General features: G+C 62.7%; 19 protein-coding genes. 13 read left to right on the forward strand and 6 right to left on the reverse strand.

What is annotated here, in order from left to right:
* The first annotated feature begins 32 nt into the window (after positions 1–32).
* Entirely contained in the window at positions 33–377 is a 345-nt protein-coding gene (locus tag IC757_RS12625; protein WP_190974654.1) for a hypothetical protein, read from the forward strand.
* A 1-nt stretch (position 378) separates the two neighbouring features.
* Here the strand turns inward: IC757_RS12625 and sppA are convergent, their stop codons facing one another.
* Positions 379–2244: a signal peptide peptidase SppA gene (gene sppA / locus IC757_RS12630; RefSeq protein WP_190974655.1), complete on the reverse strand. Its 1866-nt coding sequence runs from the start codon at positions 2242–2244 to the stop codon at positions 379–381.
* 282 nt (positions 2245–2526) lie between these two features.
* Between sppA and IC757_RS12635 the strand changes: the two genes are divergently transcribed.
* Positions 2527–3120, forward strand: coding sequence for a hypothetical protein (locus IC757_RS12635; RefSeq protein ID WP_190974656.1), 594 nt, complete (start codon positions 2527–2529; stop codon positions 3118–3120).
* A 14-nt stretch (positions 3121–3134) separates the two neighbouring features.
* Here IC757_RS12635 and IC757_RS12640 read toward each other — a convergent pair whose 3' ends face one another.
* Together IC757_RS12640 and pepQ are read right to left on the reverse strand one after the other, a co-directional pair.
* Positions 3135–3617, reverse strand: a complete 483-nt coding sequence (locus tag IC757_RS12640) for a YajQ family cyclic di-GMP-binding protein (RefSeq protein WP_190974657.1) — start codon at positions 3615–3617, stop codon at positions 3135–3137.
* Between the two features lie 209 nt (positions 3618–3826).
* A complete protein-coding gene (gene pepQ / locus IC757_RS12645) occupies positions 3827–5152 on the reverse strand; it encodes a Xaa-Pro dipeptidase (RefSeq protein WP_190974658.1) in 1326 nt (441 codons plus the stop codon).
* 73 nt (positions 5153–5225) lie between these two features.
* Here pepQ and cysS point away from each other — a divergent pair, with 73 nt between their 5' ends.
* Together cysS and IC757_RS12655 are read left to right on the forward strand one after the other, a co-directional pair.
* Complete coding sequence (gene cysS / locus IC757_RS12650; protein WP_190974659.1) at positions 5226–6602, forward strand: cysteine--tRNA ligase; 1377 nt, start codon at positions 5226–5228, stop codon at positions 6600–6602.
* Positions 6599–7024, forward strand: a complete 426-nt coding sequence (locus tag IC757_RS12655; protein ID WP_190974660.1) for a SufE family protein — start codon at positions 6599–6601, stop codon at positions 7022–7024. Before cysS ends, IC757_RS12655 begins: the two co-directional genes overlap by 4 nt.
* A 32-nt stretch (positions 7025–7056) precedes the next feature.
* Here the strand turns inward: IC757_RS12655 and dksA are convergent, their stop codons facing one another.
* Complete coding sequence (gene dksA / locus IC757_RS12660) at positions 7057–7482, reverse strand: RNA polymerase-binding protein DksA (RefSeq protein ID WP_223846128.1); 426 nt, start codon at positions 7480–7482, stop codon at positions 7057–7059.
* Between the two features lie 76 nt (positions 7483–7558).
* Here dksA and yidD point away from each other — a divergent pair, with 76 nt between their 5' ends.
* Entirely contained in the window at positions 7559–7795 is a 237-nt protein-coding gene (gene yidD, locus IC757_RS12665; RefSeq protein ID WP_190974662.1) for a membrane protein insertion efficiency factor YidD, read from the forward strand.
* Here yidD and murA read toward each other — a convergent pair whose 3' ends face one another.
* Together murA and IC757_RS12675 are read right to left on the reverse strand one after the other, a co-directional pair.
* Positions 7796–9055, reverse strand: coding sequence for a UDP-N-acetylglucosamine 1-carboxyvinyltransferase (gene murA, locus IC757_RS12670; protein ID WP_190974663.1), 1260 nt, complete (start codon positions 9053–9055; stop codon positions 7796–7798).
* A gap of 34 nt (positions 9056–9089) precedes the next feature.
* Positions 9090–9323, reverse strand: coding sequence for a BolA family protein (locus tag IC757_RS12675; RefSeq protein ID WP_190974664.1), 234 nt, complete (start codon positions 9321–9323; stop codon positions 9090–9092).
* 120 nt (positions 9324–9443) lie between these two features.
* Here IC757_RS12675 and IC757_RS12680 point away from each other — a divergent pair, with 120 nt between their 5' ends.
* The 8 genes from IC757_RS12680 to hpf all read left to right on the forward strand — a co-directional run bounded on the left by IC757_RS12680 (position 9444) and on the right by hpf (position 15837).
* Entirely contained in the window at positions 9444–10421 is a 978-nt protein-coding gene (locus IC757_RS12680; protein WP_190974665.1) for a calcium/sodium antiporter, read from the forward strand.
* A gap of 28 nt (positions 10422–10449) precedes the next feature.
* Positions 10450–11421: an SIS domain-containing protein gene (locus tag IC757_RS12685; protein ID WP_190974666.1), complete on the forward strand. Its 972-nt coding sequence runs from the start codon at positions 10450–10452 to the stop codon at positions 11419–11421.
* On the forward strand, positions 11418–11945 hold the full coding sequence (locus tag IC757_RS12690; RefSeq protein ID WP_190974667.1) for a KdsC family phosphatase: 528 nt from the start codon (positions 11418–11420) through the stop codon (positions 11943–11945). Before IC757_RS12685 ends, IC757_RS12690 begins: the two co-directional genes overlap by 4 nt.
* Positions 11942–12532, forward strand: coding sequence for an LPS export ABC transporter periplasmic protein LptC (gene lptC / locus IC757_RS12695; RefSeq protein WP_190974668.1), 591 nt, complete (start codon positions 11942–11944; stop codon positions 12530–12532). Before IC757_RS12690 ends, lptC begins: the two co-directional genes overlap by 4 nt.
* A complete protein-coding gene (locus tag IC757_RS12700; RefSeq protein WP_190974669.1) occupies positions 12465–13172 on the forward strand; it encodes an LptA/OstA family protein in 708 nt (235 codons plus the stop codon). The genes lptC and IC757_RS12700 overlap by 68 nt, the downstream gene beginning before the upstream one ends.
* A 5-nt stretch (positions 13173–13177) precedes the next feature.
* On the forward strand, positions 13178–13897 hold the full coding sequence (gene lptB, locus IC757_RS12705) for an LPS export ABC transporter ATP-binding protein (RefSeq protein ID WP_190974670.1): 720 nt from the start codon (positions 13178–13180) through the stop codon (positions 13895–13897).
* A 154-nt stretch (positions 13898–14051) separates the two neighbouring features.
* The gene (locus IC757_RS12710; RefSeq protein ID WP_190974671.1) at positions 14052–15461 is read left to right on the forward strand and encodes an RNA polymerase factor sigma-54; all 1410 of its coding nucleotides are present in this window, start codon (positions 14052–14054) and stop codon (positions 15459–15461) included.
* A 55-nt stretch (positions 15462–15516) separates the two neighbouring features.
* Positions 15517–15837 (forward strand): ribosome hibernation-promoting factor, HPF/YfiA family, encoded by a 321-nt coding sequence (gene hpf / locus IC757_RS12715; protein WP_190974672.1) that lies wholly within the window; start codon positions 15517–15519, stop codon positions 15835–15837.
* Positions 15838–15848: the final 11 nt, after the last annotated feature.

Consider the following 15848-nt stretch of genomic DNA (forward strand, 5'->3'; position numbering starts at 1 on the left):
GTTCCGAGTTGCAGTGTACCCAAGGACTGTCGATGAAACGATCCCTGCTGTGGCTGGCGCCTCTCTATTTGTTGGCAGCCTGCGCCACTTCCCCGGACTGTTCGCCCCAGGGTGGATTCGCACAGGCACTTGCCGACCAGACCACGCATCCCGACTGCCGGTCAGAGCAATACGAGGAGGCCTTCCGGTTGGGCGAGGCACTGAGCCTCAAGCGCCGAGAAAAGTCGCAACTGCTGGAGCGGGAAGATTCGCTCGATAGTGCCGAGCGTGCCCGTCTGCGCTCCCTGGAACGCGACATTCCGGAACTGGAAACACTGGCGCGAATGCAGGGCTACCTGCCGCCGGAACAAACTCCGGAGACAGGCAGGCAACCCTGAATTACATCGGCGAGTCGCACAGGCAATGGGCGACGGCGCCGGGCCGGCCATTGCGACGGGTAGCCTCGGTGAGCAACCTGAGATCGCGCATCAGGCCGTCGCGTGTTTCGATCGGCAAGGCATCGAGCAGGCCATTGCCGGGCTCGAACCCTGCTGCCACCAGCGCGCGGGCACCCATGCCGGCGAAAAATGCCTGCCAGGGCTTCAGTTCGGGCTCGACGTAGGTCACGCGATAGTCTTCACCCAACCCGGCAATACGGGCTGCCGAGGCAATCGCATCGCTGAGGTTGCCAAGGTGGTCGACCAGACCGCGCTCCATGGCCTGCGTACCCGTCCACACGCGGCCCTGGGCCACCTCGTGGACCTCGCCGACATCCATCTCGCGATGCTCGGCTACCAGGCCGAGGAACTCGCGATAGCTGGCATTGATCATGGTATCGAGCAGCTGCCGGACTTCATCACTCATGGCACGGTCCGGACGCAGCGCGCCAGCCAGCGGCGTGGTGCCCACGCCATCGGTATGAATTCCAATACGCGACAGGGTTTCCTCGAAGGTCGGCAAAAACCCGACGACACCAATCGAGCCCGTGATGGTGGTCGGATAGGCCCAGACCTCATTGGCCCCCATGGCGATCCAGTAGCCACCGCTGGCGGCCACGTTGCCCATGCTCACGACCACCGGCTTGCCGGCATCACGAAGGGCCACGAGCTCGCGCCGGATGATCTCGGAGGCAAATGCACTGCCGCCTCCCGAATTGACTCGCAAGACCACCGCTTCGATGCTGTCATCGCGTGCCGCCTGGCGGATCAGGCGCGAGGTCGATTCCGACCCGATCGTGCCTGCCGGCTGATCGCCTTCGACGATCATGCCTTCAGCCACGATCACTCCGACCTGACCGGTGCCCGGACGCCTGACCGGCATATCGCCGGACACAAATTGCCGAAAGCCGACCCGGCGGAAATCGCCGTTGTCATCCGGCGCACCCCGCTGGGCCATCTCGGCCCGCAGCTCCGGTCGGCTGACCAGCCGGTCGACCAACCCATTGTCCAGGGCCATCCGGGCCGGATTGCCGTCGGCCCGCTCCAGGTACCGGGAATAGTCGCCGGCAATGTCGACCAGCACATCCACCGGCACACCGCGATTCATGGCAACGGCGTCGAGATAGTCCTGCCACAGGCCACCCAGGAAATACTCGCTGGCCTCGCGGTCGGGCTCGGACATGTCGCTGCGCTCCCACGGTTCCATGGCCGACTTGTAGTCGCCAGTCTTGAACAGATTGACTTCGACACCGATCCGGTCAAGCCCTTCCCGATAGTAGTTGCGGTAGCGACCGAACCCCTCGAACATCACCATGCCTTCATGGTCGAGCCAGATTTCATCGGCCTGGGAAGCCAGAAAATATTGCCCCTGCCCCATGAATCCGCCATAGGCAATCACCGACTTGCCGGTCTCGCGAAAGTCGGCAAAGGCCTGGTCCAGGTCCTGCATCACGCCGGTACCCACGCCCCAGAGCTCATCGGTATTGATCAGCACCTGGGTGATGCGGTCATCGTCGGCCGCTTGCTCCAGTCCCGCCAGCAGGTCTCGCAGACGGGTTTCGGGCACTTCCTGACCCAGCGCTTCGTTGATCATGCGTTCCAGCGGCGTGCCGCGATACTCCTCGACGATCATGCCCCGTGGTGAGAGAACCAGAGTCGTATCGTCCTCGATGATGAGCTGATCACCGCCGCGAAACACCATTCCTAGCACGAGCGCCAGAACGAGCAGAAAAAGAATATTGAACACCGCCATGCGGAATGCGGTAAGACCTCGCCAGAAACCCAGCCAGAGGCGCACGAGGATGTTCGGTTGACGGGATGAAGCCATCGGATAGTCACGGGATAAGGGTCAGGGTGGGGATTTTAGGGTGATGGGTGGTGGTAAAGCAATGTGCTGGAGGTCATGGGGAGGGTGGGTGAAAGGTGCGAGGTGCGAGGAGAAAGGTGAAAGGTGAAAGGTGAAAGGTGAAAGGTGAAAGGTGAAAGGTGAAAGGTGAAAGGTGAAGGGTGAAAGGTGGGGAGAGGGGGAGACGGGAGACGGGAGACGGGAGACGGGAGACGGGAGACGGGAGACGGGAGATGGGAGATGGGAGATGGGTATAATGGTGGGATGGATTTGACTGATTTTGCGCGAGCTTTCAGGTGTCTGCTTCTGGTCGTGGTCGTTCTGGGCCTGCTGGGTGGTTGTGGGAGTCGTCAGTTGCAGGATTCGCTGGTTGGGTCGACGGCGCAGCGGCTGGTGACTTACAGCATTGACGACCTGGTGCGGGAGTTGCCATCCAGTGACTTTGACCGTCATGCCGGGCAGCGGCTGCACATGGAAAGTCACTTCATCCAGCAGCCGGATATTCGCGATTACGCCGACGAGCGCCTGCGCATGGAGCTGGCCAGTCGATTCGACATCGAGGTGGTCGACGCCGATGAACCGGCCGATGCCCGGCTGACCGTGTTCTATACCTCGCTGGGCACCGACCAGGGCTATCACGGCTTTTATGTGCCGCTGGGGTTCATTCCCGGCATGAGCGAGACCGCGCGCGTGAATCTGATCACCCTGGAACAGTTCCACGGGGTGGCGGAGATGTATTACTACATCGGCGAGACCGGCAGCGAACATCGCGGCGATGTCATCCAGGCGCGCACGCGCACCGATGCACTCGGTCTGCCCATCGTCACCGTGCCGATCTCGACCATCGACCGCCGGTAACCAATCAACTCGACTCAGTCGCGAAAGTTGGTGAACTGCAGCGGTATCTCGAATTCGGCTTCCTTGACCAGGGCAATGGCCTGCTGCAGGTCGTCGCGTTTCTTGCCGGTCACGCGTACCTGATCGCCCTGGATGGCGGCCTGCACCTTGAGCTTTGAGCCCTTGAGGTGCTTGACGATCTTCTTGGCCAGCGGGGTATCGATGCCTTCACGTATGGTGACCTGGCGGATCGCACTTTTTGCCTGTATGACCGGTTCGCCGGCCTCGGCGGCTTCAAGGTCGATACCGCGCTTGGCCAGTTTGGCATAAAGCATGTCCAGCATCTGCCCGAGCTGGAACTCCGACTCGGTCTTCAGGGTAATGACGCTTTCGCTGACCTCGAAACTCGAATCGGTGCCCTTGAAATCAAAGCGGGTAGCCACTTCACGATTGGCCTGGTCGACGGCGTTGGCGACCTCGTGGTGATCGACCTCGGAGACAATATCGAAACTGGGCATGGGAAAAAATCCGTTCTTTGGGTGAATCCGGCATGCCAGTCTGCATGCCGGCTTGTAGTTACTATTAACCCGGCAACCAGACAGGTTGCTGGGTTAATGCCCGGCCGGAACGGCCGGGGCCGCGAAGCGAAGGCATTATCGGACATATGCCGCAAATGCCGCACAACGAACACCGTAGGTATATCGTTGCCGGTTTAATGATGAGGTCGTTAATCAGCAACCGCAAAGGCCTGCCGGGTGAAGTTGACCGGGTCGGCCTCGCTGACCAGCACATTGTCTTCGATACGAATGCCACCATAGGGCGACAGTGCCTCAACCTGCGCCCAGTCGATCCGGTCGGCATACTCGCTGGTGCGCAAGGGTTCGAGCAGCGAGGGTATGAAATACAGCCCCGGCTCCACGGTGACCACGTTGCCCGGCTCCAGCCGTCTTGTCAGGCGCAGTGCCGGATACTCGTCGGGCGGCGGCAGGGGTTGCCCCTGCGCGTCGATCTGCCCCCCCACATCGTGGACCTGGGCGCCGATGTGATGGCCCAGGCCGTGCGGGAAGAAGCGACTCGATACACCGGACTCGAGCTGCTCATCGGGCGCCATGCGAACCAGGCCCGCCTGCTCGAGGATGCCAGCGATGGCAAGGTGGGCCCGGCGATGCAGATCCACGAACGACACGCCCGGCCGCAGCTCATCGCAGAGCTGAAGCTGGGCCCGGTCCAGCGCCTCGATCAGGGCCGCGAAGTCCAGGTGCTCCTCGCCTGTCCAGGTACGCGTGATATCAGCGGCATAACCCAGCGTATCGGCCCCGGCGTCGAGCAGAAAACTCAAAGACTGAGCGGGTCGCTCCGGGTTGCGGTGCTGATAGTGCAGCACCGCGGCATGCTCGTTGACCGCACAGATAGAGTTGTAGGGAAGCTGATCCTGGTCCTGCCCGACCGCGGCGACGTAGGCCAGGTGGATTTCCAGCTCACTGCCACCATCGCGAAAGGCACGGGCAGCCGCCAGGTGACCGGCCACGGCCCGCTTGTTGGCCCGCGCCAGGCACTCGCGCTCCCACGCGGTCTTGCGAGTCCTAATCTCGTCGAGCCGCCACATCAACTCCGGCGCATTGAGATCGGCACCATCGAGCAATCCGCCCAGTGCGCGTTCGTCACCAATCACCGCCAGCGCCCGCTGGGCGGCAAAACATTCGTGCCATCCGGCCGGTTCGGTGACGATCTCGATGTCGAAGCAGTGGGCCCACCAGGACGCCGGCCCTTCGGGCGGCAGATGCCAGAAATCATCGGGCTGGCAGTACCACAGACGGGGCTTGCGACCGGGCCTGAGTTCCAGCAGGCAGTCCGGCGTAAAGGGTTCGGGAACCAGCGCCGCAAACGGTGCATGGGCACGAAACGGCGGATGTTGATCATCCAATAGTCGATTCTCGGGACGCCCCGAGTGAATCAGCAAGCCGTCGTATCCCAGTTCGGTCAGTATCTTGTCGATTTCCTCGCTTCGCTGCTCGATATGGCGAGCGAACAGCAGGGCGTCGGGATTGGGCATGAGCGTTTCCTGATCGGTTAGACTTGTGAGTTACCCCGCAGATTGTAGCGCGATTTCGCCAGTATCCTGTTCCATGACGATTCGAATTCACAACACCCTGAACGGCCGCAAGGAAACCTTCGAGCCGCGCGATCCCGAGCGCGTCACCCTGTATGCCTGCGGGCCGACCGTCTACAACTACGCCCATATCGGCAATGCCCGCCCGGCGGTCATATTCGATCTGCTGTATCGCGTGCTTGCGCGCCGCTACCCGAATGTCGTGTATGCCCGCAACATCACCGATGTCGACGACAAGATCAACAATACCGCGGCCGAACAGGGCGTGAGCATCGATGTCATCTCCAAGCGCTTCGCGACCATCTACCACGAGGACATGGCGGCACTGGGCGTGGGCCGGCCCAGCGTGGAGCCGCGCGCGACCGACCATATCGACGACATCATCGTCATGATCGAGAAGCTGATCGAGCGTGACTGCGCCTATGTCGCCGAGGGGCACGTGCTGTTCAATGTCGAGCAGTTCGAGGACTATGGCCGACTGTCGAAGCGCGACATGCGCGAGATGATCGCCGGCGCCCGGGTTGACGTGGCGCCCTACAAGAAGCATCCGGCCGACTTCGTGCTGTGGAAACCCTCGGATGACGACCAGCCCGGCTGGGACAGCCCCTGGGGTCGCGGCCGACCTGGCTGGCATATCGAGTGCTCGGCCATGAGTGCGAAGCATCTGGGCGAGGTCATCGATATTCATGCCGGTGGCCAGGACCTGGTCTTTCCCCACCACGAAAACGAGATTGCCCAGAGCCGCTGCGCCCATGGCACCGACACCTTCGCGCGCTATTGGATGCACAACGGCTTCGTCACGGTCGAAAAGCGCAAGATGTCCAAGTCGCTGGGCAACACTCTTATCGTCCACGAACTGCTCAAGCAATGGCCGGGTGAAGTGCTACGCTACGTGCTGCTCTCGGCACATTATCGCCAGCCGCTGGACTGGTCGGACCGGGCACTGGAGCAGGCCCGGGCCACTCTAGACCGGCTCTACGGGCTTTTGCGCGACCACCCCGCGGGCACCAGCGCCGGCCAACCCGATCAGGCCGTCATCGAAGCCCTTGAGGACGACCTGAACACACCGACCGCGCTGGCCGAGATCAACCGGCTGGCTCGGGAACTGGGCAAGGCCGACGGACAGGAATCGGCATCCCGCGCCGCCACGCTCAAGGCCTCGGCCGGACTGCTTGGACTGCTGCAATCGGATCCCGACGCCTGGTTCGACCAGCGCCGCGCCGAGGTGACCATTGACGAGTCCGAAATCCGCGACCTCATCGATCAACGCAACAAGGCACGCGCCGAGCGTGATTTCGGCACCGCCGATCGCATCCGCGACGAACTGGCCGATCAGGGCATCGTCCTCAAGGACGGCCCGGACGGCACGGAGTGGGAGGCAAGTACGCAATGAGCATCGAACAGGCCCAGCGTGAAATCATCGATGAATTCAGCCTGTTCGACGACTGGATGGATCGATACCAATACCTGATTGATCTGGGGCGAAAGCTGCCGGAACTGCCGGAATCGGAAAAGACCGACGACAGGCTGCTCGATGGCTGCCAGTCACAGGTCTGGTTAATTACCGAAGGGGACGCCGGCCGGCTGAAGTTTCGGGCCAACTCCGATGCGGCCATCGTGTCGGGCCTGATCGCGCTGATCCTGAGGGTGTATTCCGACAGAAGCGCCGACGAAATCCTCGCCTCGAAACCGGAATTCGTTCATGAAATCGGACTGAGCCAGCATCTATCGCCGACCCGCGCTAACGGCCTGGATGCCATGCTTGGCGAGATCCAGCGCCAGGCCGAGCTGGCCCGCGCCCGGGCACAGGCCTGACCTGCAGGCCAGGCCAGCCCGGCAGCAACGATTCAGCGATCGCGCATCTGCTTTTGCTTGAGTTCCCAGCGTTCCTGGGCATCCAGGCAAAGCGTGGCAATGGGCCGGGCTTCGAGCCGTGCCAGACCGATTTCCTCGCCGGTTTCCTCGCAGAAGCCGTACGAGCCGTCGTCGATACGGGCCAGGGCCTGGTCAATCTTGCCAAGCAGCTTGCGGTAACGATCACGGGTGCGCAGCTCGAGACTGTTCTCGGTCTCGCGGCTGGCGCGCTCGGCTTCATCACCGACATCGCGCACTTCACCGCGCAGGTTGTTGATCGTCTCCTGAGACTCCTCGATCAGGTCCTCGCGCCATTTCAGCAGCATCTGGCGAAAATACTCCATATGCTCCTGGCACATGTATTCCTCGTCTTCCGAGGGCTTGTAGCCTTCCGGTAATTCAACGATCTTGCTGGGCATCGATGGCTCGCCTCTAAGCAGGTTGTTGCAAAACAGTCGATTATATATCCTAGACGGGTGTAACAGGCAAGCCCAGATGCAAACGCTGCTACTTCTGCTCATCCGCGCCTACCGGTACGTGCTCTCGCCATGGGTCGGCGGGCAATGCCGTTTCGACCCCACCTGTTCGGTTTATGCCATGCAGGCCATCGAACTGCATGGCCCGTGGCGTGGAAGCTGGCTGGCCTGCAAGCGTCTGCTGCGCTGTCATCCGTTGTGCGACGGCGGCGAAGACCCGGTGCCCGGCAATGAAGACCAGGACCTGAACCAGTAGTCAGCCGGCCAGTCGCTGAATCCGGGCACCAAGCTGCCGCAGCTTTTCCTCGATATTTTCGTATCCGCGGTCGATGTGATACACGCGATCGACCACGGTATCGCCGGCGGCCACCAGTCCGGCCAGCACCAGGCAGGCCGAGGCGCGGAGATCTGTAGCCATCAGCGGAGCACCAGTCAGCTCTTCGACACCCCGGATCACCACGGCATTGCCTTCCAGGCGCATGTCGGCGCCCAGACGCTGCAACTCCTGCACATGCATGAACCGGTTCTCGAATACCGTCTCGCGCACCACGCCCGTGCCCTCGGCAATCGCGTTGAGCGCGGTGAACTGTGCTTGCATGTCGGTCGGAAACCCGGGATACGGAGCCGTCGTGATATCGACCGCGCGCGGGCGCCGTCCAGCCATGTCAAGCTCGATCCAGTCGGGGCCGGTTTCAATCTTCGCGCCCGCTTCTTCCAGCTTGCCAAGTACCGCATCCAGCGTATCGGAGCGGGCATTGACGACTCGCACGTGGCCACCGGTCATGGCCGCGGCGACCAGGAACGTGCCCGCCTCGATGCGATCGGGCAGCACGGTGTAATCGTAGCCGCCCAGGCGCTCTCGTCCCTCGATGGTGATGGTATTGGTGCCATGTCCGGAGATCGAGGCCCCCATGCTGATCAGGCACTCGGCCAGATCGGCCACCTCCGGTTCCTGCGCCGCATTCTCGATCACGGTCGTGCCATCGGCCAGGGTGGCGGCCATCATGATGTTTTCCGTACCGGTTACCGTTGCCGTATCCAGCACCACGCGAGCGCCGCGCAGCCGTTCGGCGCGCGCCACGATGTAGCCGGAATCGACGTGAATGTCGGCTCCCATGGCCTTGAGGCCCTTGAGGTGCAGGTCGACCGGGCGCGCACCAATGGCACACCCGCCAGGCAGGGACACCCGGGCCACACCCTGCCGGGCCAGCAGCGGCCCAAGCACCAGTATGGAAGCCCGCATGGTCTTGACCAGATCGTAGGGAGCAGTGTCTCCGGCCAGCTCACGGGCCTCCATTTCGACCCGGAAATGCTCGCCCAGCGAAATTTCCACACCCATCTGGGCCAGCAGTTCCATGGACGTGGTGACATCCTTGAGGTGGGGTACGCCACTGAGCCCGCAGGGCTTTTCAGTCAGCAGCGAAGCCATCAACATGGGCAATACGGCGTTCTTGGCGCCGGAAATGGCCACCGTCCCTTCTAGCGGGCGGCCGCCGGTAATCTGGATTCTGGCCATCAGTTGTCTTCCGGGTATCAGGAATGGGCGGGGATCAGGCGGCTGCCTCATCCGGTGTTTTCAGATCCAGGCTGAGCGCATGGATCTCCTGCCCCAGGGCAGGACCCAGGGCAGCATGTATCCGCCGGTGTCGCTGGATGCGGTTGAGGCCGGCGAACTCGTCGCTGACAATGCGGGCCAGGTAGTGCACGTTGTCGTCGGACTCCACGTGCACATCGGCCTCGGGCATTGCCTGTAGAATACGCTGTTCGATTACAGATGGGTCCATTGTCGATAATACTTGCGGCTTGAGGGTCGGAGCGTTCAGACAATGAATTGCCTGAGGTGATCTCCCCAGTTTACTGCAATCGGCCCTGCCATCACCAGCCAGCATGCATAAAGTGTATCCATGAGCCTGACCATCGCCCTTCTGGAGCTTGCCGCGGGTTTCGTCCTGCTGATCTGGGCGGCCGACCGCCTGGTCACCGGCGCCTCGGCGCTGGCGCGCAACTTTGGAGTCTCCACGCTGGTGGTGGGGCTGACCATTGTCGGTTTTGGCACATCGGCCCCGGAGATGCTCGTGTCGGCCATCGCATCGGTGCGCGGCAACCCCTCCCTGGCCATCGGCAATGCCGTTGGATCGAACATTGCCAACATCGGCCTCATCCTGGGTCTGACCGCGCTGATTTACCCGCTCAAGGTCGAGCGCATCACCCTCAAGCGCGAGTTTCCGGTGCTCGGTGTGATCATGCTGCTGACCCTGGTATTGATGTGGAACCTGAGTTTCAGCCGTATCGACGGGCTGATCCTGATCGCGGGGCTGGCCGTGCTGGTGGGCGGAATGATCGCCCTGGGGCTGGCTCGCGGAAGACAGGATCCGGTTACCGCCAGCCTGGCCGGAGAAGTCCCGCAGAACATGGCCACGCGCACGGCCGTGATCTGGACTGTGCTCGGGCTCGTGCTACTGCCGCTCAGTGCCCATATCCTGGTCAATGGCGCGGTCGGCCTGGCCATGATCGTGGGCGTATCCGAAGCCGTGGTCGGCCTGACCATCGTCGCCCTGGGCACCAGCCTGCCGGAGCTGGCCGCGGCGGCCGCCTGCGCCTTCCGCCGGGAAGACGACCTGGCCATCGGCAACATCCTGGGGTCAAACATGTTCAACCTGCTCGGCGTGCTTGGCATTGCCGCGCTGATCCACCCGATGCAGATCGAGGCGATATTGCTGCATCGCGACGTACTGATCATGTTCGCCATGACTATTGCGCTCTTCGTGCTGGTGTGGCGGCGCCGCGGCCCGGGACTGATCGGTCGCCCAACCGCCCTGATACTGTTTGCCGGCTACCTGGCCTACCAGGGCACTGTCATCACGCAGGCCATTGCCGGCTGAGTGCCTGCAAACGGGTAGAATAGTTGTCATGGTTGATTCTCAGCGTATCCGGCATGCGGCCACCGAAGTTCTGGAGACCGAAGCGCGTGCCATCAGCGCCCTGACGGCGCGGGTCAACGGTGATTTTGTTCAGGCCTGCCGGATGATCCTCGACTGTCCGGGACACTTGATTGTCACTGGTATGGGCAAGTCCGGCCATATTGGCCACAAGCTCGCCGCCACCCTGGCATCCACCGGAACACCGGCCTTCTTCGTGCACCCGGCCGAGGCCAGCCATGGCGATCTGGGCATGATCCGTCCCGATGACCTGGTGCTGGCCCTGTCCAACTCCGGCGAAACCGAGGAACTGCTGCGACTGCTTCCCGGCATCAAGCGCCTGGGCGTGGGGCTGATTGCCATGACCGGAAGCCCGGAAGCCTCATTGGCGCGTCACGCCGACGTCCACCTCGACACCAGTGTCGACCGCGAGGCCTGCCCGCTGGGCCTGGCGCCGACGGCTTCGACTTCGGCCCAGCTCGCACTGGGCGATGCACTGGCCATCGCCCTGCTCGATGCCCGCGGTTTTACCGCCGAGGACTTTGCCCGCTCCCACCCGGCCGGTGCGCTGGGCCGGCGCCTGTTGCTGAGAATCAGCGACATCATGCACAGTGGCGACGAACTGCCCACCATCGACAGTCAGTCGACCATCACCGAAGCCATCGTTCAAATGACCCGTTCGCGCCTCGGTTTGTGTGCCGTGATCGACAACGAATCGCTGACCGGCATCGTCACTGATGGCGACCTGAGGCGCCACCTGGAACAGGCTGGCGATATCCGCGACCACACCGTGGCCTCGATCATGACTCCAAACCCACGCACCATTGCCGCCGGTGAACTGGCCGCGGCTGCCGTGGAAATGATGCAGTCCCACCGCATTCAGGGCCTGCTGGTCACCAACGAAGAAGGCAAGCTGGTCGGCGCACTCAACTTCCAGGACCTTCTGCAGGCCGGCGTGGTATGAGCAGCGAACATCTCAGGGAAAAGGCCGCCGGCATTCAACTGGCCGTGTTCGACATCGACGGCGTCATGACCGACGGTCGCCTCTATTTCACCGATTCCGGTGAGCAGGGCAAAGCCTTTCACGTTCGCGACGGCCTGGGCCTGAAAGCCCTGATGTCGCATGGCATCAACGTGGCCGTGATCACCGCCCGCGTATCCTCGGCACTGGACCGGCGCATGCGCGAGTTGGGCATAGAGCGCGTGATGCAGGGACACCAGGACAAGCACAGGGCGCTTGAGTCGCTGCTGCAACTCGAAGGCGTGGGCCCCGAGGCGACCTGCTATACCGGCGACGACCTGGTGGACTGGCCGGCCATGCGTCATTGCGCGCTCAAGTGCGCACCGGCCGATGCCGACGAGTGGATCCGTTCCCGGGCCGACTTCGTGACCAACAGGGATGGGGGTCACGGCGCAGTGCGGGAAGTCTGTGAACTGCTGCTCGACGCCCACATCGGGCTCGACACCTGGCGCGCCGGATTCAATTGAGCCGCGGCATCCTCATTGCGGGCTGCCTGGCCCTGCTTGTCGCACTCGTGCTGCAGGCCTGGCTGCCGATCGACCGCGCGGCCCCACCGGAGATTGCCGCTCCCGATACGCGTTTCGACTACACGCTGAGCGAGTTTGCCGCCAGCTTTCGTGACGACAACGACCAGCTTGAACTACTGATATCCGGCCCCCGCCTGGAACACGAGACCGACACCCGGGTCGGCTACCTGAGCGAACCGCGCTTTCATATCGAGCCCGACGGGGCCGACTGGCGCGGGCAGGCCCGGTACGGCCGCATCATGCGCGAAGCCGAGGCACTGATCCTGGAACAGAATGTCGAACTGGTTCACCCGCATGCCGAAGGCGAGATCCGGGTGCTGGCGGAAAACCTGCAGCATGATCGCGCCAGGCGTACAATCACCTCGAACTCGCCGGTCGAGATTCAACAGGCCGGCTCGTGGCTGCGAGCCGGCGGCCTGATCATCCGGCTGGACGAAAACACCATCGAGTTAACCGACCATGTACAGGGCACTCTCAAGCCTGCTGCTCGCCGCGACACTGATGCCGATGAACTTTTCGGCGGCTGAGACCGCCGGCGAACCCTCCATCGACATCCGCGCCGAAAGCGGTGACTTCGACGGCAACCGGGGCGCCATGCGCCTGAGCGGGGACATCCGCATCCAGCGCGGAGAGGTCGTTGTGCGCGCTGACGAAGGCTATGCCTACCAGGGAGACGAACGCCGCTACGAGCGCTTCGAGCTCGAAGGCGCCCCGGCCACCTGGCGCGCACTGGATGAAGAAGGCGAAGAAGTTCGCGGCCAGGCCACTCGCATCCTCTTTAGTGTGCCCGACAACCGCATCGTGCTGACCGGTGATGTGCGCATGGAGCGTGGCGACCTGGTGGTCCGCGCCGACCGCGGCCAGGCGATACAGGCCGGGGAACGCTACGAACGCGTCGAACTGGATGGCAGCCCGGCCAGCTGGACCGTCACCACCGCCGACGGGCAACGTGTGGACGGTCAGTCCGATCGTCTGATTCACGACCTGGTCCGGCAGCAGGTCATCATGGCCGGCAACGCGCAGGTCCGCGAGCCGCGTGGTTCGTTCTCCGGGCAGCGGCTGGTCTACGACCTGCGTACGCAGGCCACCGAAGGCGAAGGTGGCATCCACATGATCATCGACCCTGAGCTGGTGGAGGAAGCCTCCACCTCCGGCCCACCGGACTGAGCGCCATGCTGATTGCCGAACAACTGTCCAAGTCCTTTCGGGGCAGAGCTGTCGTCGACGGCGTGACCCTGCATGTCGATACCGGCGAGGTCGTCGGGCTGCTGGGACCCAACGGGGCCGGCAAGACCACCTGTTTCTACATGGTCGTCGGCCTCATTCCTCCGGACAACGGCAGCATTCGCATCCATGATCGCGACCTCACCCGCGCCAGCATGCACCAGCGTGCCCGCCGGGGACTGGGATACCTGCCGCAGGAAGCCTCCATCTTTCGACGCCTGAGCGTGGCCGACAACATTCTTGCCATTCTCGAACTGCGTGACGACCTGGACCGTCAGGGTCGCCGGGCCGAGCTCGAAAAACTGTTGGAGGAGTTCCACGTCTCTCACCTTGCCGACCAGCCCGGCATCAGCCTGTCTGGCGGCGAACGGCGCCGGGTTGAAATCGCCCGCGCACTGGCAGCCAATCCCTCGTTCATACTGCTCGACGAACCGTTTGCCGGCGTCGACCCGATCTCCGTGGGCGAGATCCAGCGCATCGTGCAGCAACTGGCTGCCCGCGACATCGGCATCCTGATCACCGACCACAACGTGCGCGAAACACTCGGCATCTGCGACCGTGCCTACATCATCAGCCAGGGCAAGGTCCTCACCGCCGGCGCCCCCGCCGACGTCATGGCCGATGAAAATGTCCGCAACGTCTACCTGGGCAAGGAGTTCAGGCTCTGAGGTCTGTGGTCTGTGGTCTGTGGTCTGTGGTTGGTCCAGCACTACGTAGTCAGTGCGCCCATTCACCCTGAACCCTGAACCCTGAACCCTTTTCCTTTTTCCTTTCACCGTCCCCCACTGGCCCGAAACTTGCATCTGACATAGAATCGGCGGCATGAAACAAGGTGCGCGTCTCCAGCTCAAACTCGGCCAGAAGCTCAAGCTCGCTCCGCAGCTGCGCCAGGCCATTGCCCTGCTGCAGCTCAACCGGATCGAGCTGCGCCAGCATATCCGCGAGATGCTCGATACCAATCCACTGCTCGAACGGGCCGAGGACGCCGGCGCCGAATCCGAATCAGCCAGCGAAAGCGAGCAGGACAGCGAACTCGATTATGGCGATGACTACGGCTTCGACGACCTGCCCGAGGGATTCTCGGTGGCCGGCGAGGTCCCGAACTACGACGAGTTCATCAGCGATCGCGCCGACGAATCGCTGCAACAGCACCTGCTCTGGCAGGTCAACCTGTCGGGTTTCAGTGAAACCGATGAGGCCATCGCACGGGCCATCATCTATGCGCTTGACGAAGACGGCTACCTGGGCGACGACATCGCCACCCTGCGTGGCTCGCTGGCACCGGAGTACCTGGTCGGCGAAGACGAGATTTTCGCGGTACTCGAGCGCATTCAGCATTTCGAGCCGGTCGGCGTGGCCAGCCGCTCCATCGACGAATGCCTGCTGGTGCAACTCAGGGCCATGCCCTCGGCCACACCTCACCTGGGTCTGGCTACCCATATTGTGGCCCACCATTTCGACGCCCTCGGTCGCCAGGACATCGAAGCACTCAAGCGCCATACCGGTTCGGATGCAGACAGCATACGGGCGGCCATCGAGGTCATCCGGCGTACCGACCCCCATCCGTGTTCACGCTTTTCCAGCGATAACGAAAACTACATCGTTCCGGACGTCTACATCCATCCGGCCGAAGATGGCTGGCGAGTGACCCTCAACCCCGACAATGACCCCGGCCTGCGGCTCAACGACACCTATGTCAACCTGGCCCGTCAGACTCGCGGCGAAGATCGACAGTACCTGAAAGATCGTCTGCAGGAGGCGCGCTGGCTGATCAGCGGGCTGGAGATGCGCAATCAGACCCTGCTGGCGGTGACCCGGGCGATCGTGGAACGCCAGCATCATTTTTTCGGCGAGGGAGAAACCGGCATGCGCCCGCTGCTGCAGCGTGAAGTGGCCGAAACCATCGGCGTTCACGAATCCACCGTCTCGCGCGCGACCAGCCAGAAATACGCCCACACACCGCGCGGCACATTTGAACTCAAGCATTTCTTCTCGGTCGGCATCGATACGCGCAACGGCAAGCAGGTGGCGGCCACGGCCGTCAAGGCACGCCTGCGACGACTGATTGGCGAAGAAACACCCGGGTGCCCGTTTTCCGACCAGGCGCTGGCCGATCAACTGGCCGAACAGGATATTCTCCTGGCCCGCCGAACGGTGGCCAAGTACCGGGAACAGCTCGGTATTCCCGGCTCGGCCCAGCGACGACGCGCTGCTCGGTTGCAATCAGCCTGACGGGCGATCAAACCCTGGTATAAGATTGGCACTACACCGACGAAGGAGCAGCTTCATGCAAATCGAAATCTCCGGTCAGAACATCGAAGTGACCCAGGCCCTGAGAGCCTACGTGACCGAGAAGACTGATCGGCTTGTCCGCCATTTCGACAACCTGATTTCCGCGCATTTCGTGCTGCGCCTGGAAAAGCTGGAACACTTCGCCGAGGGCACCGTCAGCGTTGGTGGACGCACGAATCCGTTGCATGCCGATGCCGTTGCCGAAGACATGTACGCCGCCATCGATGCACTGATCGACAAGCTGGACCGCCAGGTCCGACGCCACAAGGACAAGGTCACCGATCACCGCGCGTCCCGTCCGGAAAAGGCGGACTGACCCCACACGCC

It is taken from the genome of Wenzhouxiangella sp. AB-CW3 (genome assembly GCF_014725735.1).
Lineage (GTDB): Bacteria > Pseudomonadota > Gammaproteobacteria > Xanthomonadales > Wenzhouxiangellaceae > Wenzhouxiangella.